Here is a 21,715-nt window from a genome sequence, read left to right as displayed (position 1 = left end):
GCTCCTTCAGGCGTCGATGGTGAGGACCGCGTTGCCGCGGATCCTGCGGTTGTTCAGATCGGTGAGCACGCTCGCCGTTTCGGCCCAGTCGGCGACCCTACCGAGTTCCGGATGCAGGCGGCCGGTGGCCGTCAGGTCGACCAGGACGCGCAGATCCTCGGCATCGGTGGTGTCGGCGACCCAGTGCGGGAAATGCCGCAGTGTGAACGGCGAGACCGTCAAGTATTCGAAGAAGCTGAGCCGGATCGGTTGCAGGCTCGCCTGACCGAACCACAGCACGGTGCCGCCGGGCGCGATCCGGGCGAGCGCGGCCGCCAAGACATCGCCGCCGACCGATTCGAAGATGACATCGAAGGGACCGTCGGCGTCCGCGACATCATGGACGACGGCTGCCGCGCCGAGTTCGGCCAGCCGGGCGCCGCGTTCGGGCGAGGCCGCCAGCACGGTCACCGAAATGCCTGCGGCCGTTGCCAATTCCACCAGGTAGTGACCGACTCCGCCGGATGCTCCGGTGATCAGTGCCTGCTTGCCCGCGGGTGCCTCGACGTGCCGGAGTAGACGCAATGCGGTCAAACCCGCGAGTGGCAAAGCTGCCGCGGTGGTGGCGGTGACGGTGTCGGGCAACTCGGCCAGTGCGGCAGTCGGGACGGCCACCCGCTCGGCCCACCCGCCGCCCTCGGCGTGACCGACCACGCGGGTGCCGACGGCAGGCCCCGAGCCGTCGGCGGCGGCCGTGATGACCCGGCCGACAACGTCCTGTCCCATCACGGTGCCCGGTGCGGTCGGCGTGCCGTAGGCGCCGGTCATGGCGAGAATCTCGCCGCGGTTCACCGAATAGGCTTCGACTCGGATGATCACGGCATCGGCGGCGGCCGTGGGTTCGGGGGTGTCGGCGAACCGCACCAAGGTCCGATCACCGGTTGCGGCAAGGGCTTTCATCTGACTTCCTCCTGGTCGTTGCGACGAAAACGACACTAAGAGGGTTGGTTTCCAGATGAAAGAAGGCAGTAATTAGTGGTATAGGTACCTGGTGGATACCAACGATCCCATGGCGTACGACATCTTCGATCTGAACTGTCCGTCCCGCGCGGTTTTCGACCGGCTCGGTGAACGCTGGACCGGCCTCGTGCTGCTGGCCCTGAAGCCGGGCACGCTGCGCTTCTCGGAGTTGCGCAGGCAGGTGCAGGGCATCACGCAGAAGATGCTCACCCAGACGCTGCGTGGCCTGGAGCGCGACGGCATGGTGTCGCGCACGGTGTATCCGACCGTGCCGGTCACCGTCGAATACACGCTGACACCGCTCGGGCACAGCCTCAGTGCCGCCGTAGACGTGCTGCGGGCCTGGGCCATCGAACACATCGATGAAATCGACGCGGCCAGAGCCGAATACGAGCAGGCGGGGTAGTCAGACCCAGTTCTCGATCCAGTATTTCCAGATCATCGGGGCATAGGCGGCCAGCGGCTGCACCTTGATATCGGTGCCCGCGAGTGCGGCGGTGGCATTGCGGCAGTCGAACCAGCAGCTGAATTCACTGTGCTCCAACACATCCTGGGGGACGCCGACGCGCGGGAGCAGCCAGCTCGTGCCGGGGACGCGCAGCATCATCTCGAGGGTGCGCTTGGGCATCACCTCCACCAGATGCGGTGCACCGGCCTCGTCGGCGAACAGATTCAGCGCCTCGGCGGCGCTCTGTCGGCGCGGATCGGCCAGGTGGTAGGTGGTGCGGATCGAGTCGGGCCGGTGTGCGATATGGGCCAGCGCGCGAGCCACGAAATCGACCGGGACCATATTGGTTTCACCCAGCTTCGGCACCAGCACCGGCAGAATCCTCGGCAGCTGCGCGGCCATGCGCAGCAGCCGGAAGAAGTAGTACGGCCCAGCGATTCGATCGATCTCACCGGTGCGCGAATGCCCGATCACGATCGAGGGCCGATAGATCCGCCAGCCCAACTCGGACTCGCGCACGATCTTCTCGGCCTCGAATTTCGCCCGCTGCACGGGCGAACTCAGCACCTGCCCCTCGTCGAACATGTCCTCGGTGAACAGACCGGCGAACCCGCCCGCCACCTCAACCGTCGAGACATGGTGCAGCAGAGTGGCTTTCAGCTGCTCCGCGACATCGACGACATGTCTGGTGCCGCCGTCGCGTTCGGCGAGGTCATAGCTCGACGCCAGATGGAAGACGTGGTCGATCGACCCTCGGTGCTCGGCGATCCACGCCGGATCGATACCGAGCCCGGGTGCGCCCATATCCCCGCGCACCGGCCGCACCCGCTCGCCACCCATCCACTCCCGAGCACAACAGGTATATCGGTCCGCGGAATCGACTCCCGGCCGGACCAGTACATGGATATCCCCCTCCCGTTTCAGCAGCTCGGGAATAAGAAATCGACCGATGAACCCAGTTGCTCCGGTAACCAGGTAAGCCATAGCCGATCAACATAGTCGCTTGTGCGGGCGCGCTTGTGTCCGGGATCACGGCGCGCCCGATTCGTGCGATCAGTCGGCGAAGACCGGCTTGCGCTTGGTGAGCATGGCGGTCGCGCCCTCGAAGAAGTCGGGGGACTGGAGCAGTTCGCTCTGGCCGGTTTTTTCGGCGGCGAGGGCGGTGTCCAGTGCCGAGAGGGTTGCGGCGTTGAGCGCCTTCTTCGTGAGTTCGAGGGCACGACGCGGGCCCGCGGCGATCTTGGCTGCCGCCGCCTCGACCTTCGCGTCGAGTTCATCCTCGGGAACCACGGCGGTGAACAGCCCGGCCGCCTTGGCAGCAGGCGCGGGAAGTCGTTCGCCGAGCAGGGCCATTTCGGCGGCCAGCGGGCGTCCGGCCGCGGCGGCGACCATGGCTGCCGCGCCGCCGTCGGGCATCAGGCCGATATTGATGAAGGCCAGCAGCAGGTAGGAATCCTCGGCGGCGTAGACCAGATCGGCGGCCAGCGCGATGCCGACGCCGACTCCCGCGGCTGCGCCCCTGACCCGGGCGATGACCGGAATCGGCGCGTCCACAATGGCTTTCACGAGCCGGTTGGCCACATCCATGACCATGTCCGAGGTGATGCCGCGCTGCGCCTCGGCGGCCGACGCGGCAAGATCGGCGCCGGTGCAGAAGTCGCCGCCCTCGCCGGTCAGTACGATCACCCGCACCGAGCGGTCCTCGGCGGCGGCGAGGAAGGTGTCACCCAGGGCGACCATTGTGTCGTAGTCGATGGCGTTTTTGCGCTTGGGCTTGGTGATGGTGACCCGGAGCACCTTGCCGTCGTGGACCGCGCTGAAACCCGCGGATGTGGTCGCGGAATCCGGTTGGCTCATTTGGTGCTCCTGGTCTGGAATTCAGCGGGGGCATTCCCATGAATGATGGTTAACTTTGCGAATTGTGGTTAACTTAGGATGATTTGTCCGGCGCTGTCAACCAGCGGCGCCGTACCGGAACGGAGAGCTACATGGTCGCGGATCGCAGCGAGGTCGGTCTCGCTTCCGCGCGGCCTGACGCGGGTGCGAGCAGGACCGGCGCGGAGCCGGTGCGGCGTCGCCCGAAGGATCGCAAGGTCCAGATCATCCGGGCCGCCGCGCGCGCGTTCAGCGAGCGCGGGTACTACCCGGTCGGCGTCGACGAGATCGCCGCGGAGGTCGGCATCTCGGGGCCCGCGCTGTATCGCCACTTCGCGAACAAGTACGCGCTGCTGGTCGCGGCCGCCGAAGAAGGCGCACTGCACCTGCTGCAGGTCGCGCGCGCCGCCGACAACCCGGATCTGGAGCCCGAAGCCAGGCTCGACGCCCTGATCAAGGCGATCAGCGAACACACCATCGATATCCGCCGCGAGGCCGGACTGTATCGCTGGGAGCGGCGCTACCTGGAGGCCGAGGACCGCGCCCGGATCAGGAAGGTCTACGACGCGCTCAACGCGACACTGGCCGAACCGATCGGACAGCTGCGCCCCACCGCACCGCCCGCCGATGTGGCCATGCTCGCCGCCGGGGTACTCAGTGCCATCGCCAGCATCTCCTCGCATCGCACTACGCTCGCCACCGCCCGGCTGATGCCGCTGCTGCGCGAGATGAGCTGGTCGATCCTGCGCGCCGAACTGCCGCCCGCACCGACCGCGCCCCAGCCCGGACCGGCCACCCGCGGTCTGCCGGTCACCTCGAAACGCGAACAGCTGCTCACCGAGGCGATCCGGATCTTCGGCAGGCAGGGCTATCACGAGGCCAGCATCGAGGAAATCGGCGCGGCCGTCGGCATCAACGCATCCAGCGTCTACCGGTACTTCACCAGTAAGGCCGACCTACTCGCCGCAGCTTTCCACCGCACCGGCGACCGGGTGGCCATCGCGATCACCGAGGCGCTGGCCGAGGCCACCAGCCGTCCGGACGCCGTCCGGCGCATCGCCTACCGCCAGGCCCGGCTCACCTTCTCGATGCCGGAGATCATGCCGGTCTACTACGCCGAATTCAGTAATCTGCCGCAGGCCGAACAGCACAAGCTGCGCGCCATCCAGCGCCAGAACGTACTGGAGTGGGCCAACCTGCTCGACGGCGATCCGGTGGAGGCGCGCTTCCGCGTGCACGCCGCCATCGCTCAGGTGATCGACGTGGGCCGGTTGACCAAATTCGATCCCCGGCCCGAACAACTGGCCCGCGTCTGCGCCCTGATGGAGGCCGTGCTCTTGGGCTAACAGCTAGCCCCCTGCCGAGCCGGCCACCACGGAGGGAGTCTTGCGAGTGACCCGTTTGCGGCTCGTCTGGTGTCCGAGTTGTGGATGCGCGTGCGCTGGGTGGGGACTGTCCGGTGCGTAGGGATCGGTGCTGAATGGTCCGCTATCGGTGACTCCGTCGGAGGGAGTCTTGCGAGTGACCCGTTTGCGGCTCGTCTGGTGTCCGAGTTGTGGATGCGCGTGCGCTGGGTGGGGACTGTCCGGTGCGTAGGCATCGGTGCCGAACGATCCGCTATAGGTGACCACCACGGAGCGAGTCTTACGAGCGACCGTTCGCGGCCCGTCTCGCGTCCGAGCCGTCGAAGCGCATGCGACGAAGTCGCGAGTCTCGACGGCTCGGACGCGAGACACCAGGGGGCCGCGAACACGCAGCGCCGGAGGCGCTGCCAATAACTCAGCCGTGGCGCATGCGGAAGATGGCCTTGGCTGTGCGTAGATGCCGTGGGTGTCGGTCGAAGGTGGACAGGTTCACCGCCGCGCGATACCGCTTGCGTGCGATCGCCAGCGTCCGGCTGAACTCGCGCAGTCCCTGATCGCCGTGATGGTGTCCCTGCCCGTATTCGCCGACCCCGCCGAACGGCAGCGCCGGAATCCCGGCGTAGGTGCTCGAAGAATTGATGGTCACAACGCCGACCCGTAGTTGCTCGGCGAAGGATTCGATACCGTGCACATCCCGGGTGAACACCGACACCGCGACACCATTGCCGACCGCATTGATCCGCTGTGCCGCTTCGTCCATATTCGCGACCCTGTTGACGATCAGAAGCGGCCCGATGCCCTCGCCGGTGATCGCGACGCTCTCCTCCGGCACCTCGGCCAACACGATCGGTTCGATGTAGGGATCGCGAATCGAATCCAGTCCGCCGACCACCGCGCGCCCGCCTCTGGCCAGTGCGTCGCGCACCTGTTTGCGCACCACGTCGACCTGCGATTCCAGAATCATCGGACCGTAGGACGCGCGCTTGTCCGCGCCGGGGCGCAGCCGCCGCGCCTGCTCGATCACCAGTTCCAGGAATCGGTCGTAGACGGAGTTGGCGACGTAGGCCCGCTGGATGCCGGTGGAGTTCTGGCCCGCATTGGCCATCGCGCCGAACACCGCGGCTTCGGCGGCCTCGTCGAGTTTGGCGTCGACGTGAACCACCATGGTGCCCTTGCCATTCCGCTCGACCACCACCGGCGTCAACGTCTGCGCGCACAGCGTGATCACCTCGCGCGCACCCGCATCCGAACCGGCATAGGCGATCTTGTCCACCTTGGCGCGGCACAGCGACGCGGTGGTGGCGTGATCGCCGGTAACGACCTGCAGCACAGGCTGATTCGGCGCGAGCTTGTTCCAGCTGTCGGCGAGCCAGACCCCGACGCCGGTGGTCAGCTCATCGGGTTTGAACACCACGGCATTGCCCGCGGCCATCGCGTAGGCGATCGAGCCCATCGGGGTGAACACCGGGTTGTTCCACGGTCCGAGCACCCCGACCACGCCGAGCGGCAGATAGCCGACCGAGGCGTGCTGGTTGCGGGTCAGCCAGGTGGAGCCGAGCTTGCGCCGATCCAGCACGCGCGCGGCATTGCGGGCCGCCCAATCCAGATTCTCGACGGCGAGCATCACCTCGATCACCGCGTCCGCCTGTGGTTTTCCGGTTTCCTCGCACAGGATTTCCGCCAATTCGCCTGCGCGCCTGGCGATACTGCGTTTCCAGTCCAGTAGCCAGCGTTTGCGGGCGTTGAATCCCAGTTCCGCCCACCATTTTTCGGCGGAGCGCGCGGCGCGCACGGTGCGGTTGATTTCGCCCGCGCCCATCACGGCATAGTTGCCGACGATCTCACCGGTGCGCGGGTCATAGGACGTCAGCACGTTCGGTCGGCCCGATCCTCCCGTATGCGCTGCCAGTCTCGGCTGCGCGGTCTCGGCCATGGTCACCTCTCGCAGGGTCGATCCGCCGCAGCCACTGAACGCTTTGGCGAAACAGCGCTGCCGCAAACGAGTTAGTGCGTTTTCCCCCGTCTAGCAGACTATGGTCGCCGCGACGGCCGGACAAGGTGTCGCTACCGCCCCTACGCTGCCCCTCGAGGCCGCCACCAGCGACGTTCTCGGGTCGCGTGGATCGGCCGTAAGAAATGTGAGTAAGGACACAGTTAGGTCGCGGGTCGCTGGGTATGACGCGGTCGGCCATGCGCGGATGCCTCTGCCGGTAACATCACGCTTGGCGGCAGGGATCACCAACCGGGACGTATTCATTGCCCGCGCTCTCGGCGACCCGGGTCGCCGCCCCGGCCCGCGAACGCCGCCGATCAGACACAGTGGAGAGTTGATGCCGAGCTTGAACCAAGCGGATTCGCATACCAGCGAGCCACCACCCATCGACGGTGGTGGTGAGGTCGCGGTCGCGGTTGCGGATGTCCGGAAGTCATTCGGCGATGTGCACGCGCTGCAGGGCATCAGCTTCACCGCCGAGCGGGCGAGCGTGCTCGGCATCCTCGGGCCCAACGGCGCGGGCAAGACCACCATGGTCAAAGTGCTCTCGACCCTGCTGCGCCCGGACTCCGGCACCGCTGTGGTCGCGGGCCACGATGTGCTGAAGGATCCGGCGGGTGTGCGCCGCTCGATCATGATGACCGGCCAGTACGCCGCGCTCGACGAGAACCTCTCCGGCCGGGAGAACCTGGAATTGTTCGGCAGGCTGATGGGCCTGGGCAAATCGGCCGCCCGCAAGCGCGCCGACACTCTGCTCGAGGAATTCGACCTGGTGCACGCGGGCCGTCGCGCGGTGCGTCACTATTCCGGCGGTATGCGTCGTCGGGTCGATATCGCCTGTGGACTGGTGGTGCGGCCCGAGGTGGTCTTCCTCGACGAGCCGACCACCGGTCTGGATCCGCGCAGCAGGCAGGGCGTGTGGGATCTGGTGACCGCGCTGAAGAATCAGGGCATCACGGTGCTGCTCACCACGCAGTACCTCGAGGAAGCCGATGTGCTCAGCGACAACATCATCGTCATCGATAAGGGCACGGTGATCGCCGAGGGCACCGCCGACGAACTCAAGGAGAAGACCGGCGGCAGCTACTGCGAGGTGGTGCCGCTGGATCCGGGGCAGCTCGGCAAGGCCGCCAACGCACTCGGTGATCTGGTGCCCGCCGCCGTACTCGCCGACGTCGATGGCGGCGACCGGATCTCGATTCCCGCACCCGACGGTGCGGGCACGCTGTCGGAGGCGTTGCGCAGGCTCGATGCCGCCGGGATCCAGTTGGCCGATATCGCGCTGCGCAGGCCCTCGCTCGACGATGTCTTCCTCTCCATCACCGGCCATTCGGGCGGCCACGCGTGAGCGAGCGCAGCGAGCGAACCAACAACACAGCGCGCATCGCGCACGGCGGAGCCGAGCGTCAGCGAGGCGCAGTCGTGAGCGAGCGCAGCGAGCGAACCAACAACAAAGGACTGGAAGTCACGACGGAGCCGAGCGCCAGCGAGGCGCCGTCGTGAGTTCCACCACCGTCGAGCGGGCCGATTCGGCACTGCTCTTCGCCGAGCTGCCCGCCGCCAGGCTCTCTTACTTCGCGCAGTGGCGTGCGCTGTCCGGACGCATTGTGCGGACCATGGCCGTCAAGGGCGAACTGATCGTCGCGATGATCACCCCACTGGTGTTCACGCTCGGCTTCTATCTGCCGCTGCGCTATGTCATGAAGTTCCAGGGCATCGATTACGCCCAGTTCGTCATGCCGATCATCGTGCTGCAGACCATGGCGTTCACGATGATGTCGAATGCGCAGCTGTCCGCATACGAGGCGCTGACCGGTCTGAGCACGCGACTACAGACGATGCCGATCGGCATGCTGGTGCCGTTGAGCGCGCGGATCGGCGCGGGTCTGGTTCGTTCGCTGACCGCGCTGACCGCGGCGATCATCTTCGGCTACATGATCGGCTTCCGGTTCGTCGCCGGACTCGGTCAGGCCGTGCTGTTCTGCGTGTTCTCGATCGCGGTCGGTACCGTGCTCGCACTCGGCGCGGACGCGCTCGGCAGCCTGACCAAGAGTCCGGAATCGCTGAGTCAGGCATTGACGCTGCCCACCTTGATCTTCGGCATGCTGTCCTGCGGATTCGTCCCGGAACGCAGTTTTCCGATGTGGATCCGGCCGTTCGTGCGCAATCAGCCGATCTCCCAGTTCTCCTTCGCGCTGCGCGATATGGCCCACAACGGGGTGACCTGGGATGTGCTGTGGGTGCCGCTGACCTGGCTCGGCGGTATGGCGATCGTCTTTACTCCGTTGGCGATCTGGGCGAGTGTGAGGCGGTCATGAGTTCTGTCGAGACCTTGGAGCGCATCGAGGTGGACGGATTCGACCCGCTGCCGCGGGTGGCCACACCATCCGAACGCGCGCTGTCGACCTGGATCACGCACAGCCTGATCCAGTGCAAGCGGCTGCTGCTGGTGTGGGCGCGCGATCCCGCGACCACCATCCAGACGCTGATCTATCCGGCGCTGACGCTTTTCATGTTCCGCGTCGTGCTCGGCAATTCGATCACCGCGGCCACCGGTAAGCCGAGCATCTACGGACAGGTCGCGCTGATCACGTTGGTCGCGGCGATGTCCGGTGCGGTGGTCAGCGCCCTCGGTTTCAAGGGTGAGAAGTTCACCGGACTGCTCGGTCGGTTCTGGACCATGCCGGTGCACCGGGCGGCCGGACTGACCGGCAGGCTGCTCGCCGAGGCGGTCCGCGTGCTGGTCACCACGCTGTTCGTGATCGCGGTCGGCTTCACCCTCGGTTTCCGTTTCGGGCAGGGGCCGTTGGCGGCCATCGCGTTGGTCGGTATTCCGGTGCTGTTCGGTGTCGGCTTCGCGGTGCTGGTCACGGCGCTGGCGACCATTACCGAGGGCGTCATGCTGGTCAGCATCATCGGCATCGTCAATACCCTGCTGATGTTCTTCAATTCCGGGTTCGTGCCGGTGATCGCCTATCCGGTCTGGTTGCAGGACGTGGTCGCGAATCAGCCGATGAGCTGCGCCATCGATGCGATGAAGGGACTGTCCTACGGCGGCGCCGTCGCCGAACCCCTGTTGAAGACCGTCGCCTGGGTTCTCGGGCTCATCGTCGTATTCGCGTATCCGGCGGTCCGCGGCTACCAGCGCGCCGCCGAAACCGGCGCCTGACCTTCCTCAGCCGATCCGGCCCTCTTCGCGTTCGGCTGCGTCGAAATCGAAACCGGCCCAGCGGTTTCGATTCGTCCAGCCGACCAGGTCGTAGCGCCAGCGGAACGGCCAGGTGCGTGCGACGGTGTTGAACAGGACGGCGCCGAGGACGGTGTAGTCGTCGTGGGCGGAGAGCAGGGCGCGCTGGCCGCGCGGCGATGCGTTGAAGAACGCGTCGAACATGGCGATGGACTGTTCGGTGGTCAAGCGGCCCATGCCCCAGAGGCCGCGCATGCGCATCCAGTACACCAGCCGGGCCTGCCACGGCCAGAGTTCGGCGATGGGGTCGTGGCCTTGCCGGAGGGCGGCGACGGCCGTGTCGACCAGGGCCAGCGAATCGGCGACGCTATAGCCGGTGCAGGGATGCATCATGCCACCGCGGGAGCCGAACGGAATCGCTTGGGCGGTCCCCTTTTTCGGCGGCGGCTGGTCCAGTGGGTAGTGCGCGGCCTCGGTCGGCTCGTCGCCGGTGAGCCGAATGCCGTGTGCGGCAAGGCGGTTCAGGGTGCGTCTGCGCAACTCGTGCTGCGGCATGCCGCCGCGCAGGCCGAGGCTGGTCTCCTCGAAGATCACCGTGCCGTCACCGAGCGGGACGGCATAGAGGAACGACGGCGGCTCATCCGGCCCCGCGCCGTTCTCCGGACGCCAATCGAGCAGTAGACCCTCGCCATCGGTCACCATGGGCGCGGCGGTTTCGGCGTCGACGAAGATCCCGTGTGCACTTGCCGCGCGACGCTGTCCGAGCGTCGGCAGCCCACGGCTGTCGAAAACCGCTGCGGCCCTGAGGATCGTGCCGTCCGCGAGCTCCACCTCATGGGCCTCGACACGAGTTGCCCGCCCGGCTACAACGGTGGCGTCATCGAGCGGCAGTGCGTCGCGCAGTCCGGTTTTCGACAGCACGCAGTAGGGGCGGTCGATCCGATGCTCGGCCTTTGTCCAGACCGTCGGCTTCGGAATACGCGCGGCAATCGCGCTCGAGGGCAACCACTCCGGCAGTTCATCGATCCAGCAGGAGAACGTCGGCGGCCAGAGCCGCTCCGGCCGCGGATCGACGGCGACGACGTGGCACCCGGCCCGCATGGCCCGATGCGCCAGCGCTCGACCGGTCGGTCCGAGCCCGACCACGCAGAGGTCGAATTCCCGGACCGCCCTGTCACCCATGCTTCGCATTCAAACCGCTCCGTCCGTTCGCCCGCAACACTGCGTCCCGCCGGTCACCTACTTGGGGGTGATCCAGGTGGTGATGTCGGCGTGCACGACCTCGAGGCCGTGCTTGTCGTAGATGGACACCGGAACGGTCAGCTCCTGCCCCTCGGTGATCCGGGTGAAGTCGGGCACCTCGGCCAGCTTCGCCACCGCGCGCAGACCGGTCTCGGCCTTGGCCAGATACTGCACATTCATGGCCTTGGGAATCCAACGGTGCGTATCGGGCACCGTGGCCTCGCTCAGCATGCCCATGGCGACTTCGGCCAGGTTGCAGGCCGCGATCGCGTGATAGGTGCCCAGGTGGTTGTGGATGCCGAACCACTTCGGCGAGGTCACCTCACACAGTCCGGGCTCCAGCCGCACGACGCTCGGCAGCACCGTCCCGAAGTAGGGCACCCGGGCCACCATGCCGAGCGAGAACAGGGTGTGTCCCAGCCGGTTGTCCGGCAGCTTGTTCCAGATCCGATGAGTCGCGGTCGGTTTCGTCATGGCTCTATCTTACTCAGAAGTAAGTTCGTGCGCGGTAGTGGTCGGGCGCGCCCGGGATTCGCACCCTGACCTGCTGGCGAAGTGTTGGTAGGGGGCGGATTTGAAGTCGCCAACGCAGTCGGGCATACTGTTCGGGTTGCCTTGCACCAGGTCATGCCGTTCGGCGGTTGTGGCGGGTGGCGAGGCGAGCAACACCCAATCGTGTACCTCGCTGGACATCCAGCGTGGGTGCGTCCGGGACAAACGTTCCAGGCCAGGTGAAGTTTTCGACCGGGGCCGAGGAATGAGCGGCTGCGTGGAATTCCGATCGGAGATCGGCGCGACACGCCCGACCGCGTGGACCGGAGAACCATGACAGATGAACAGCGGCGAGGATCGGGCGTGCCCGGTCGCGGTCTCACGGTGTTGGATCTTGTCCGAGTGGGGGCCCTGCGTGGTTACGCAGGCTGCCGCCTCCGGGCCTGATCCGATCGGGCTGGGACGTCTTCGTGTGTTCGGGCTGTGCAATTGAAGGTGGTACGGAAGCCGGCTTCCGGACCACGAACGATAAGCGGAGAAAAGGACACTTAGCGTGGCGGGACAGAAGATCCGCATCAGGCTCAAGGCCTATGACCACGAAGCGATCGACGCGTCTGCGCGCAAGATCGTGGAGACGGTGACCCGCACCGGGGCCCGTGTGGTCGGGCCGGTGCCGTTGCCGACCGAAAAGAACGTGTACTGCGTCATCCGTTCGCCGCACAAGTACAAGGACTCGCGCGAGCACTTCGAGATGCGGACGCACAAGCGGCTGATCGACATCCTCGACCCGACGCCGAAGACGGTTGATGCCCTTATGCGCATCGACCTGCCGGCCAGCGTCGACGTCAACATTCAGTGACGGGGACTCGAGATATGACTGACAACAAGAACAGGCCGGCGGCCGGCATCCTGGGCACCAAGCTCGGTATGACCCAGGTGTTCGACGACAAGAACCGTGTCGTCCCCGTGACCGTCATCAAGGCCGGACCGAACGTCGTTACCCAGATCCGCACCGTGGAGCGCGACGGCTACAGCGCCGTCCAGGTCGCTTTCGGCGCCATCGACCCGCGCAAGGTGAACAAGCCGGTTTCCGGTCAGTTCGCCAAGGCCGGTGTCACCCCGCGCCGCCACGTCGCCGAGATCCGCGTCGCGGACGCCTCCACCTTCGAGGTCGGCCAGGAGATCAACGCCGATGTCTTCGAAGAGGGCGCCTACGTCGACGTCACCGGCACCAGCAAGGGCAAGGGCTTCGCCGGCACCATGAAGCGTCACGGCTTCGCCGGTCAGGGCGCCTCGCACGGTGCGCAGGCCGTGCACCGTCGCCCGGGTTCCATCGGTGGCTGCGCCACCCCCGGCCGCGTGTTCAAGGGCATGCGCATGTCGGGCCGGATGGGCAATGACCGCGTCACCACGCAGAACCTGTCGGTTCACAAGGTGGACGTCGAGAACGGCCTGCTGCTGATCAAGGGAGCGATCCCGGGTCGCCGCGGCAACGTCGTCGTCGTCAAGAGCGCCGTGAAGGGTGGTGCACACGCATGACCAGCGTTGAGAAGAAGACCAACCTGACGCTTCCGGTCAAAGAACTGGGTGGCAAGACCAATGGCACCGTCGAACTCCCCTCGGAGATCTTCGACGCGACCGCGAACATCTCGCTGATGCACCAGGTGGTCATCGCGCAGCTCGCCGCCGCTCGCCAGGGCACCCACTCCACCAAGACCCGCGGTGAAGTCCGCGGTGGTGGCAAGAAGCCGTACCGCCAGAAGGGCACCGGCCGCGCCCGTCAGGGCTCGACCCGCGCGCCGCAGTTCACCGGCGGTGGCACCGTGCACGGTCCGCAGCCGCGTGACTACAGCCAGCGCACCCCCAAGAAGATGATCCGCGCCGCGCTGCGTGGCGCCCTCTCGGATCGTGCGCGCAACGAGCGCATCCACGTGATCACCGAACTGGTCTCGGGTCAGACCCCGTCGACCAAGACCGCGAAGTCGTTCCTGTCCGAGCTGTCGGACCGGAAGAAGTTCCTGCTCGTCCTCGGACGCGAGGACATCGCGGGCTGGAAGAGCGTGCAGAACCTGGAGTTCGTGCACCCGATCGCGCCGGATCAGCTCAACACCTACGACGTGCTCGAGAGCGACGAAGTGGTGTTCAGCGTCGAGGCCTTGAACGCCTTCGTGCACGGCCCCGCCGAATCCGCACAGGAGGAGAGCAAGTGACCACGATCGCCGACCCCCGCGACATTCTGCTGGCGCCGGTCATCTCGGAGAAGTCCTACGGACTGATCGAGGAAGGTACTTACACCTTCATCGTGCACCCGGATTCCAACAAGACGCAGATCAAGATCGCCGTCGAGAAGGTCTTCGGTGTGAAGGTGACCAGCGTCAACACCGCCAACCGTCAGGGCAAGCGCAAGCGGACCCGCTTCGGTTACGGCAAGCGCAAGGACACCAAGCGCGCGCTCGTGACCATCTCGGCCGACAGCAAGCCCATCGAGATCTTCGGAGGCCCGGTCGCGTAAGCGCCTGGGAATCCAGAAAGCAGAGAAGAACTCATGGCAATCCGTAAGTACAAGCCGACTACGCCGGGCCGTCGTGGCTCCAGCGTCTCGGACTTCGCTGAGATCACTCGGTCGACCCCCGAGAAGTCGCTGATCCGCCCGCTGCACAGCAAGGGTGGCCGCAACGCGCACGGTCGCATCACCACTCGTCACCGCGGTGGCGGCCACAAGCGTGCCTACCGTCTGATCGACTTCCGTCGCCTGGACAAGGACGGCATCCCGGCCAAGGTCGCGCACATCGAGTACGACCCGAACCGCACCGCCAATATCGCGCTGCTGCACTACCGCGACGGCGAGAAGCGCTACATCCTGGCGCCGAAGGGTATCCAGCAGGGCACCCCGATCGAGTCCGGCCCGACCGCCGACATCAAGCCGGGTAACAACCTGCCGCTGCGCAACATCCCGACCGGTACCACGATTCACAACGTGGAGCTGCGTCCGGGCGGTGGCGCCAAGATGGCCCGCGCCGCCGGCATGAGCATCCAGCTGCTCGGTAAGGAAGGCCCCTACGCCACGCTGCGTATGCCCTCCGGTGAGATCCGTCGCGTCGACGTGCGCTGCCGCGCCACCGTCGGCGAGGTCGGCAACGCCGAACAGTCGAACATCAACTGGGGTAAGGCCGGCCGTATGCGCTGGAAGGGTCGCCGCCCCACGGTCCGTGGTGTCGTCATGAACCCGGTCGACCACCCGCATGGTGGTGGTGAAGGCAAGACCTCCGGTGGTCGCCACCCGGTCTCGCCGTGGGGTCAGCCGGAAGGCCGCACCCGCAAGCCCAACCGTCCGAGCGACAAGCTCATCGTCCGCCGTCGCAAGACCGGCAAGAAGCGCTGAAGGAGGAGGTAAGAAATGCCACGCAGCCTCAAGAAGGGCCCGTTCGTCGACGACCACCTCCTCGCGAAGGTGGACGTTCAGAACGAAAAGGGCAGCAAGCAGGTCATCAAGACCTGGTCCCGTCGTTCGACCATCATCCCCGATTTCATCGGTCACACCTTCGCCGTCCACGACGGCCGCAAGCACGTGCCGGTGTTCGTCTCGGAGTCCATGGTCGGCCACAAGCTGGGTGAGTTCGCGCCCACCAGGACGTTCAAGAGCCACGTCAAGGAAGACCGGAAGAGCAAGCGGCGATGAGCGAATCAAACACAGCGACGGTTCAGAACCCGACTGCCCGGGCGACGGCGAAGCACGTTCGCGTCACCCCGATGAAGGCTCGCCGTGTCGTGGACCTGGTCCGCGGCAAGCGGGTCGAGGATGCACTCGCAATCCTCAAGTTCGCACCCCAGGCCGCGAGCGAGCCGGTCGCGAAGGTTGTCGCCAGCGCCGCGGCCAACGCCGAGAACAACCTCGGCCTGAACCCGGCCACGCTGGTCATCTCGACCGCCTACGTCGACGAGGGCGCGACCATGAAGCGTTTCCAGCCGCGGGCCCAGGGCCGCGCGTTCCGGATTCGCAAGCGCACCAGCCACATCACCATCGAGGTCGAGAGCGTGCCCACTGCTGGTGCTGCTCGCAGCCGCCGGAAGGGAGGGGCAAAGTAAATGGGACAGAAGATCAATCCCCATGGCTTCCGCCTCGGTATCACCACCGACTGGAAGTCGCGTTGGTACGCGGACAAGCAGTACGCGGACTACGTGAAGGAAGACGTCGCCATCCGCAAGCTCCTCGCCACCGGCATGGAGCGGGCGGGCATCTCCAAGGTGGAGATCGAGCGCACCCGTGACCGGGTTCGCGTCGACATCCACACCGCGCGTCCGGGCATCGTCATCGGTCGCCGCGGCGCCGAGGCCGATCGCATTCGCGCCGAGCTGGAGAAGCTCACCAAGAAGCAGGTGCAGCTGAACATCCTCGAGGTCAAGAACCCCGAGTCGGATGCGCAGCTCGTTGCCCAGGGTGTCGCCGAGCAGCTGTCCAACCGTGTGGCGTTCCGTCGCGCGATGCGCAAGGCCATCCAGTCGGCCATGCGTTCGCCGAACGTCAAGGGCATCCGGGTGCAGTGCTCGGGCCGCCTCGGTGGCGCCGAAATGTCGCGCTCGGAGTTCTACCGTGAGGGTCGCGTCCCGCTGCACACGCTGCGCGCGGACATCGACTACGGCCTCTACGAGGCCAAGACCACCTTCGGTCGCATCGGCGTGAAGGTCTGGATCTACAAGGGCGACATCGTCGGTGGCAAGCGTGAGGTCACGGCCGCGGCCGCGCCCGCCGCTGGTGACCGCCGTGAGCGCCGGGAGCGGCCGAGCCGCCCGCGTCGGTCCGGTTCCGCAGGCACCACCGCGACCAGCACCGAGGCCGGGCGTGCAGGCGCCGCTACCGCGGTTGCCGACGCCCCGGCAGAAACACAGGAGGGCTGACGCATGTTGATGCCACGGAAGGTCAAGCACCGGAAGCAGCATCACCCGAGCCGCAGCGGCATGGCCAAGGGCGGCACTTCGGTCGCGTTCGGTGAATTCGGCATCCAGGCTCTCGAGCCCGCCTACGTCACCAACCGGCAGATCGAGTCCGCGCGTATCGCGATGACCCGTCACATCAAGCGTGGCGGCAAGATCTGGATCAACATCTACCCGGATCGCCCGCTTACCAAGAAGCCGGCCGAAACCCGCATGGGTTCCGGTAAGGGTTCGCCGGAGTGGTGGATCGCGAACGTCAAGCCCGGGCGCGTGATGTTCGAAATGAGTTACCCCAATGAGGAGATCGCTCGTGAGGCCCTGCGCCGCGCGATGCACAAGCTCCCCATGAAGTGCAGGATCGTGACCAGGGAGGAGCAGTTCTGATGGCTACCGGTACACCGGCCGCAGAGCTCCGCGAGCTCAACGAAGAGGAGCTCGTCGCCCGCCTGCGCGAGTCGAAGGAAGAGCTGTTCAATCTGCGCTTCCAGATGGCGACGGGTCAGTTGGACAACAACCGTCGCCTGCGCGTCGTGCGTCACGAGATCGCGCGCATCTACACGGTCATGCGTGAGCGCGAGCTCGGCCTGGCCTCGGCACCCGCTGGCAAGGGAGATGCGGCATGAGTGAAGAGAACGTGACCCCCGAGGTCAAGCGCGGCACCCGCAAGGTTCGCATCGGCTACGTGGTCTCGGACAAGATGAACAAGACCATCGTCGTCGAGCTGGAAGACCGCACGCGGCACAAGCTCTACGGCAAGATCATTCGCTCCACCACCAAGGTGAAGGCGCATGACGAGAACGAGATCGCCGGTGTCGGCGACCGCGTCCAGCTGATGGAGACCCGCCCGCTGTCCGCCACCAAGCACTGGCGGTTGGTCGAGGTCCTGGAGAAGGCCAAGTAAGCCTTTTCCGGCGGAAAGCAAAGGCCCGCTTCCCATTTGGGAAGCGGGCCTTTTTCATATTTGCGATTATTCACCCGGTCTGCGGCGGAGCCGGTCTATCGTTTCGATCGAATAACGATGCCAGCGTTGTGCTGATGACGTTCGACAGTATTGGCAGCAATTGATCGCGACCCGGCGGATTGATCCAGTGCGCCCCTTCGCGGGTCCACCGCCCGAGGCCGGTCGGTATCATCAGCGCGCTGCCTACGACGGGCACGCAAATGTTTTTGCGTGCCAGCAGTTCCAGGACTTGATTACCCGGGGAGTAGTCCACGGCCGCGACGAAGGTCCAGCGGATCTGCCGCGCCAGCACCGGGCCTGGAGTTCCCTGCTGTAGCAAGGAATTTCGGACTTTTTCGGCCAATAGCTTCGGCATGTGGATAATGCCCAGATGGGTCGTCACCGGCAGCATGACGTAACCGCCGCGTTCCTCTGCGGGAAGATGAAACTGTTGGCGGTAGTAGTCCGCCCAATCGACGACGCTCTCGAGTTCCTCGGTGTCCACGGTGGCCTTTGTCCCGTTCAGCACTGATGTCGTTTGCTTTGCAAGTAGCCTGAGGCCGGATCAGATGTATGCCCGGAATATCTTTCCGGGATTGTTGCCCAGCCGAGTCGGAAGATTGTGTTGTGCGCGGAATGACCCAGAACCTCACCATCGGTGAGCGGGTGTCTTGGTACCGACGGCGTCGCGGTATGTCCCAAGACGTGCTAGCCGGTCTTGTCGGGCGGACAGACGATTGGATGAGCAAGGTCGAGAACAATCGGATTCCGCTGGACCGCCTGTCGGTGATCCGCCTACTCGCAGACGCACTCGATGTTTCGCTGGGAGACCTGATCGGTGATCCGAGTCTGTTGGCATGGACCACCGACAGCGGGAGTTCGACCATCCCCGCGCTCCGGGCCGCGTTGATGGACTACAGCCATTTGATGCCTGCGCCGGTGCCGCCCGCTCGTGATCCGGAGTCCTTTCAACTCCCCGCGCTCGAACGGGAGCTGCGTGGTGTTTTCGATGCCTATCAGGGGGCCAGGTTCGGATTTGTGGCAGGCCGATTGCCCGGCCTGTTGTCTGCCGCGCTGGCGGTGGCCCAGCGAGCGGAAGACGAATCCGGGTACCGACTGTTGGCGCTGTGCTATCAAGTGGCCGCCTCGGTATTGACCAAGCTCGGCGAAACCGATTTGGCTTGGAACGCCGCGGAACGAGGTCTCGCGGCGGCTCAGCGAACCGATGATCTCGCGATTGTCGGTTCCCTGATGCGATCGGTCGCCTTCACGGTGATGTCTACGGGCCGTGTGCAACCCGCTGTCGATCTGGTCGAAGCCGGAGCAGCCTACCTGCAGCCGTACCTGCACGAGGGTCGCGACGACATGTTGTCGGTATACGGAACGCTGCTGCTCGTCGGCTCGATGGCCGCCGCGCGGAGCAATCGCCGCGACACCGTGCAGGAGTTTCTGGCCGAGGCGGATGTGGCTGCGCGGAAACTGGGTGGCGATCGGAACTGCCTGTGGACCGCGTTCGGGCCCACCAATGTCGCAATCCATCGGGTCAACACCGCAATGGAACTCGGTGATGTGCAGATCGCGCTTCGGTTGGGTCCCGGGCTGGATACCTCCGCCCTCCCGGTCGAGCGCCGGATTCGGCATCAACTCGAGCTTGCTCGCGCGTTCAATCTGGCTGGCCGCCAACAGGATTCGGTATCGGCTCTGCTCGACGCCGAGCAGGCGGCCCCGGAACAGGTTCGCCATCATTACCTCAGCCGACAACTCGTACTCACCTGGATGCGCAACGCGCACGGCAGTCCTTCGTTCGCCTTGCAAGCCTTGGCCCAACGAATGCACGTCGTGAGGTAACCAATGACCAATGCGGACAATCGGTTTGCACACGCACGTCTGGCGGCGGGAGCGCTTTTCGTGCGCGGCGACGAGGTGCTGTTGGTGCACAAGACCTACGGCAGCGGTTGGGATATTCCCGGCGGGTATGTCGAGCCCGGGGAGTCGCCAGGTGCGGCGTGCCGTCGCGAGGTTCGCGAAGAGCTCGGAATCGACCGTGCACCAAGGCATTTGCTGGTTCACGATTGGGCCCCGAGCGAGGGCGAAGGCGACAAGATTCTCTACGTTTTCGATTGTGGCGAGATCGGAGCCGATGAACGAGCCATCAGCCTCCAGGAGAGCGAACTCGACCGCTGGGCGTGGGTCGGGTTGTCGAAGTTCGATGACTACCTGATCCCGCGGCTCGCCCGCCGACTACGTCGAGCACATATCGCACGTTCGGAGAGCCGTACCGTCTACCTCGAACACGGGGAGCCTGCGCCGATGTGATCCGGGCTCGAGCGTGCGTGGTTGCGCGCCGTCGGATCGAATCATGGGATTAATCGGTGGCGTGCGAGTGGGCGGGCGTGGGACGCTCGGTCGGGTGCGGGCCTACAGGGAGGTGCTGGCTGACTCGGCGGTACGCAATGTGCTGCTGCTGGGGGTGATGGTTCGCATTCCGTTCTTCGCCGGGTCGGTGCTGCTCGCACTGCATGTAGTGCAGACCTTGCACGGGTCGTATGGGCAGGCCGGGGCGCTGAGTTCGGTTGTCACGCTGTGCGTCGCGGCGAGTGGGCCGTGGCGTGGGCGGATGTTGGACCGGTTCGGGCTGCGACGGACGATTCTGCCGTCGATCGTGGTCGGGGCGGTGTGCTGGTCGATCGCTCCGTTCGTCGGGTACGGGGCGCTGCTGGTGCTGGCTGCGGTCGCCGGGCTTTTCGATATTCCGATCTTCACGGTGGTTCGGCAGGCCGTGATCGCAACGACCACCGAGCAGAGCCGTCAACCGGCGCTGGCACTGGAGTCGGTGTCGGTGGAGATGGCGTTCATGGTCGGGCCGGTGCTCGGCGTTGCCGCCGCGACGGCATGGTCGACGACGCTCACCCTGTTTGGGATGCAGATGGCGCTGGTGCTGGCGGGAGTCTTTGTGTGGGTGCGTAATCCGCCGCTGCGCTCGGATGACAAGGCCGGTGCCACAACGGTGCCGCGGCGCGAATGGTTCCGGGTCGAGTTCGTCGCGCTGTGCATCGGCGCGTGTGTGGCGATCGCGGTGCTCGCGGGTTCGGAATTGACATTCGTATCCGCGATTCGCGAGTTCGGCGCGCAGCGGTGGCTCGGCGTGGTCATGGCGGTCTGGGGTTTCGGTTCGCTGGTCGGCGGGCTCGTCTACGGCGCTTTGCACCGCTCCATTTCGACGTATGTGCTGCTCGCCGGGCTCGGCGCCGTCACCATTCCGATGTGCTTCGCCGTCGGTCCGCTATCGCTCGGGGTGACCGGGCTCATTGCCGGAGCACTTTGTGCGCCAACGCTTGTCGCATCCGTGGATCAATTGAGTCGAATTGTTCCGGAGGGCGGGCGCGGCGAGGCGATCGGCTGGCACGGCGCCGCGATGACGCTCGGCAACGGCATCGGCAGCTCCCTCTGCGGCATCGCGATCGACGCGGGCGGATTCCCGGCGGGCTTCGCGGCGGCCGCGGCACTCGGGCTCGGACTCGGTGTCGGGCTGTTGCTGCTGGTCAAGGTGGTGCGTCGGGTCGACCGGGAGGAGCTGCCCGCCGGGGCGCGCTGAACTCGCTCGACGCAGGTCTTGCGTTATACGTATACATCTACTTATAGTGATTCCCGAAGGAAGCCGAGGAGCGGGCTCGAGGCGACCGGAAACAGCAGATCGACTCACCGCAGCGGACCGAATCGGGTCCGCTGACGTCGAACTCATGCTTTTTTGCATATCTATTTATGAGACGGGGAATCATGACACCGGATTCGAGCGCACCGACCGACACCGCTTCGGATGTGACCACGATCAATATCGACAAGAACGCATCGGATATGCGCGATGTGCTGCTGAAGGTCGGTCCCGGCGGCCTGCGCAGACAGCGCTTCGTCGGGCGAAAGCTCGGTGAGACAAGGGAATTCACCAAATCGGGAATCGAGGTGATCCGGGTCTACCTGAGCCGCAAGGGCAAATACGTTGTGCATCGGCAGCGGGCCGACTGGATGGACTTCGCGCTGACCAACTGGACCAAGGATCTGAAGAACTGGCGCGAGATCTTCGACGTCGACGACCAGGCCTGGGGCGACTACACGGTGGACATCGTCGACTCGGTCGAGGAACTCGCCGGGCGGATTCCGGCACGCATCTACCGCGAACTCGTCGGCACCGCGACGAGTCCCAAGATCGACGAACTCGACATCTGAGACCGGTCCGCTCGTTCGG

General features: G+C 65.7%; 27 protein-coding genes. 20 read left to right on the top strand and 7 right to left on the bottom strand.

Going from position 1 to position 21,715, the window contains the following annotated elements:
* Window positions 1–6: 6 nt before the first annotated feature.
* Entirely contained in the window at window positions 7–939 is a 933-nt protein-coding gene (locus tag ACQPYR_RS39910; protein ID WP_433624769.1) for a zinc-binding dehydrogenase, read from the bottom strand.
* 91 nt (window positions 940–1,030) lie between these two features.
* Between ACQPYR_RS39910 and ACQPYR_RS39905 the strand changes: the two genes are divergently transcribed.
* On the top strand, window positions 1,031–1,405 hold the full coding sequence (locus ACQPYR_RS39905; RefSeq protein WP_433624767.1) for a winged helix-turn-helix transcriptional regulator: 375 nt from the start codon (window positions 1,031–1,033) through the stop codon (window positions 1,403–1,405).
* On the opposite strand, the gene ACQPYR_RS39900 is transcribed toward ACQPYR_RS39905, so the two are convergent.
* On the bottom strand, window positions 1,406–2,431 hold the full coding sequence (locus ACQPYR_RS39900; RefSeq protein ID WP_433624765.1) for an SDR family oxidoreductase: 1,026 nt from the start codon (window positions 2,429–2,431) through the stop codon (window positions 1,406–1,408).
* Between the two features lie 69 nt (window positions 2,432–2,500).
* The gene (locus ACQPYR_RS39895) at window positions 2,501–3,304 is read right to left on the bottom strand and encodes an enoyl-CoA hydratase-related protein (protein ID WP_433624763.1); all 804 of its coding nucleotides are present in this window, start codon (window positions 3,302–3,304) and stop codon (window positions 2,501–2,503) included.
* A 131-nt stretch (window positions 3,305–3,435) separates the two neighbouring features.
* Here ACQPYR_RS39895 and ACQPYR_RS39890 point away from each other — a divergent pair, with 131 nt between their 5' ends.
* Window positions 3,436–4,668: a TetR/AcrR family transcriptional regulator gene (locus ACQPYR_RS39890; protein ID WP_433624761.1), complete on the top strand. Its 1,233-nt coding sequence runs from the start codon at window positions 3,436–3,438 to the stop codon at window positions 4,666–4,668.
* A 433-nt stretch (window positions 4,669–5,101) separates the two neighbouring features.
* Here the strand turns inward: ACQPYR_RS39890 and ACQPYR_RS39885 are convergent, their stop codons facing one another.
* Entirely contained in the window at window positions 5,102–6,619 is a 1,518-nt protein-coding gene (locus ACQPYR_RS39885) for an aldehyde dehydrogenase family protein (RefSeq protein WP_433635369.1), read from the bottom strand.
* Window positions 6,620–7,016: 397 nt separating this feature from the next.
* Here ACQPYR_RS39885 and ACQPYR_RS39880 point away from each other — a divergent pair, with 397 nt between their 5' ends.
* The 3 genes from ACQPYR_RS39880 (at window position 7,017) to ACQPYR_RS39870 (ending at window position 9,848) form a co-directional block, all read left to right on the top strand.
* Window positions 7,017–8,027 carry an ATP-binding cassette domain-containing protein gene (locus ACQPYR_RS39880; protein ID WP_433624759.1) on the top strand — a complete coding sequence of 337 codons (1,011 nt, stop codon included), beginning with the start codon at window positions 7,017–7,019 and terminating at the stop codon, window positions 8,025–8,027.
* 151 nt (window positions 8,028–8,178) lie between these two features.
* Entirely contained in the window at window positions 8,179–8,997 is an 819-nt protein-coding gene (locus ACQPYR_RS39875; protein WP_433624757.1) for an ABC transporter permease, read from the top strand.
* A complete protein-coding gene (locus tag ACQPYR_RS39870; protein WP_433624755.1) occupies window positions 8,994–9,848 on the top strand; it encodes an ABC transporter permease in 855 nt (284 codons plus the stop codon). Before ACQPYR_RS39875 ends, ACQPYR_RS39870 begins: the two co-directional genes overlap by 4 nt.
* Window positions 9,849–9,854: 6 nt before the next feature.
* On the opposite strand, the gene ACQPYR_RS39865 is transcribed toward ACQPYR_RS39870, so the two are convergent.
* Together ACQPYR_RS39865 and ACQPYR_RS39860 are read right to left on the bottom strand one after the other, a co-directional pair.
* A complete protein-coding gene (locus ACQPYR_RS39865; protein WP_433624753.1) occupies window positions 9,855–11,048 on the bottom strand; it encodes a lycopene cyclase family protein in 1,194 nt (397 codons plus the stop codon).
* Window positions 11,049–11,105: 57 nt separating this feature from the next.
* Complete coding sequence (locus ACQPYR_RS39860; protein WP_433624751.1) at window positions 11,106–11,582, bottom strand: hotdog fold domain-containing protein; 477 nt, start codon at window positions 11,580–11,582, stop codon at window positions 11,106–11,108.
* 571 nt (window positions 11,583–12,153) lie between these two features.
* Between ACQPYR_RS39860 and rpsJ the strand changes: the two genes are divergently transcribed.
* From rpsJ to rpsQ, 11 genes are read left to right on the top strand one after another with little or no spacing between them, the layout of a single operon-like run.
* Complete coding sequence (rpsJ, locus tag ACQPYR_RS39855) at window positions 12,154–12,459, top strand: 30S ribosomal protein S10 (protein ID WP_003938093.1); 306 nt, start codon at window positions 12,154–12,156, stop codon at window positions 12,457–12,459.
* 14 nt (window positions 12,460–12,473) lie between these two features.
* Window positions 12,474–13,139, top strand: coding sequence for a 50S ribosomal protein L3 (rplC, locus tag ACQPYR_RS39850; RefSeq protein WP_433624749.1), 666 nt, complete (start codon window positions 12,474–12,476; stop codon window positions 13,137–13,139).
* Window positions 13,136–13,810 carry a 50S ribosomal protein L4 gene (rplD, locus tag ACQPYR_RS39845; RefSeq protein WP_433624747.1) on the top strand — a complete coding sequence of 225 codons (675 nt, stop codon included), beginning with the start codon at window positions 13,136–13,138 and terminating at the stop codon, window positions 13,808–13,810. Before rplC ends, rplD begins: the two co-directional genes overlap by 4 nt.
* Window positions 13,807–14,112 carry a 50S ribosomal protein L23 gene (gene rplW, locus ACQPYR_RS39840; RefSeq protein WP_040686547.1) on the top strand — a complete coding sequence of 102 codons (306 nt, stop codon included), beginning with the start codon at window positions 13,807–13,809 and terminating at the stop codon, window positions 14,110–14,112. Before rplD ends, rplW begins: the two co-directional genes overlap by 4 nt.
* A gap of 33 nt (window positions 14,113–14,145) precedes the next feature.
* The gene (gene rplB / locus ACQPYR_RS39835) at window positions 14,146–14,982 is read left to right on the top strand and encodes a 50S ribosomal protein L2 (protein ID WP_433624745.1); all 837 of its coding nucleotides are present in this window, start codon (window positions 14,146–14,148) and stop codon (window positions 14,980–14,982) included.
* 15 nt (window positions 14,983–14,997) lie between these two features.
* Window positions 14,998–15,279: a 30S ribosomal protein S19 gene (rpsS, locus tag ACQPYR_RS39830; protein ID WP_040686549.1), complete on the top strand. Its 282-nt coding sequence runs from the start codon at window positions 14,998–15,000 to the stop codon at window positions 15,277–15,279.
* Complete coding sequence (gene rplV / locus ACQPYR_RS39825) at window positions 15,276–15,686, top strand: 50S ribosomal protein L22 (protein ID WP_387295067.1); 411 nt, start codon at window positions 15,276–15,278, stop codon at window positions 15,684–15,686. The genes rpsS and rplV overlap by 4 nt, the downstream gene beginning before the upstream one ends.
* Entirely contained in the window at window positions 15,687–16,496 is an 810-nt protein-coding gene (rpsC, locus tag ACQPYR_RS39820; RefSeq protein WP_040686551.1) for a 30S ribosomal protein S3, read from the top strand.
* A 3-nt stretch (window positions 16,497–16,499) separates the two neighbouring features.
* The gene (gene rplP, locus ACQPYR_RS39815; RefSeq protein WP_014981662.1) at window positions 16,500–16,916 is read left to right on the top strand and encodes a 50S ribosomal protein L16; all 417 of its coding nucleotides are present in this window, start codon (window positions 16,500–16,502) and stop codon (window positions 16,914–16,916) included.
* Window positions 16,916–17,155, top strand: coding sequence for a 50S ribosomal protein L29 (gene rpmC / locus ACQPYR_RS39810; protein WP_040686552.1), 240 nt, complete (start codon window positions 16,916–16,918; stop codon window positions 17,153–17,155). Before rplP ends, rpmC begins: the two co-directional genes overlap by 1 nt.
* Window positions 17,152–17,433 carry a 30S ribosomal protein S17 gene (gene rpsQ / locus ACQPYR_RS39805; RefSeq protein WP_063047820.1) on the top strand — a complete coding sequence of 94 codons (282 nt, stop codon included), beginning with the start codon at window positions 17,152–17,154 and terminating at the stop codon, window positions 17,431–17,433. Before rpmC ends, rpsQ begins: the two co-directional genes overlap by 4 nt.
* Window positions 17,434–17,503: 70 nt before the next feature.
* Here the strand turns inward: rpsQ and ACQPYR_RS39800 are convergent, their stop codons facing one another.
* Complete coding sequence (locus ACQPYR_RS39800) at window positions 17,504–17,977, bottom strand: hypothetical protein (protein WP_433624743.1); 474 nt, start codon at window positions 17,975–17,977, stop codon at window positions 17,504–17,506.
* Between the two features lie 131 nt (window positions 17,978–18,108).
* Between ACQPYR_RS39800 and ACQPYR_RS39795 the strand changes: the two genes are divergently transcribed.
* The 4 genes from ACQPYR_RS39795 to ACQPYR_RS39780 all read left to right on the top strand — a co-directional run bounded on the left by ACQPYR_RS39795 (window position 18,109) and on the right by ACQPYR_RS39780 (window position 21,696).
* Entirely contained in the window at window positions 18,109–19,320 is a 1,212-nt protein-coding gene (locus ACQPYR_RS39795) for a helix-turn-helix domain-containing protein (protein ID WP_433624741.1), read from the top strand.
* A 3-nt stretch (window positions 19,321–19,323) separates the two neighbouring features.
* The gene (locus ACQPYR_RS39790) at window positions 19,324–19,788 is read left to right on the top strand and encodes an NUDIX domain-containing protein (RefSeq protein WP_433599776.1); all 465 of its coding nucleotides are present in this window, start codon (window positions 19,324–19,326) and stop codon (window positions 19,786–19,788) included.
* 43 nt (window positions 19,789–19,831) lie between these two features.
* On the top strand, window positions 19,832–21,067 hold the full coding sequence (locus ACQPYR_RS39785; RefSeq protein WP_433624739.1) for an MFS transporter: 1,236 nt from the start codon (window positions 19,832–19,834) through the stop codon (window positions 21,065–21,067).
* 182 nt (window positions 21,068–21,249) lie between these two features.
* A complete protein-coding gene (locus tag ACQPYR_RS39780) occupies window positions 21,250–21,696 on the top strand; it encodes an EXLDI protein (RefSeq protein WP_433624738.1) in 447 nt (148 codons plus the stop codon).
* The last annotated feature ends 19 nt before the right edge of the window (window positions 21,697–21,715 follow it).

Origin of the sequence: Nocardia sp. CA-120079, from assembly GCF_050955745.1 — a bacterium.
Lineage (GTDB): Bacteria > Actinomycetota > Actinomycetes > Mycobacteriales > Mycobacteriaceae > Nocardia.
The sequence above is the reverse complement of the archived record's forward strand: the minus strand, read 5'-3'. Positions and strand labels throughout refer to the sequence as shown.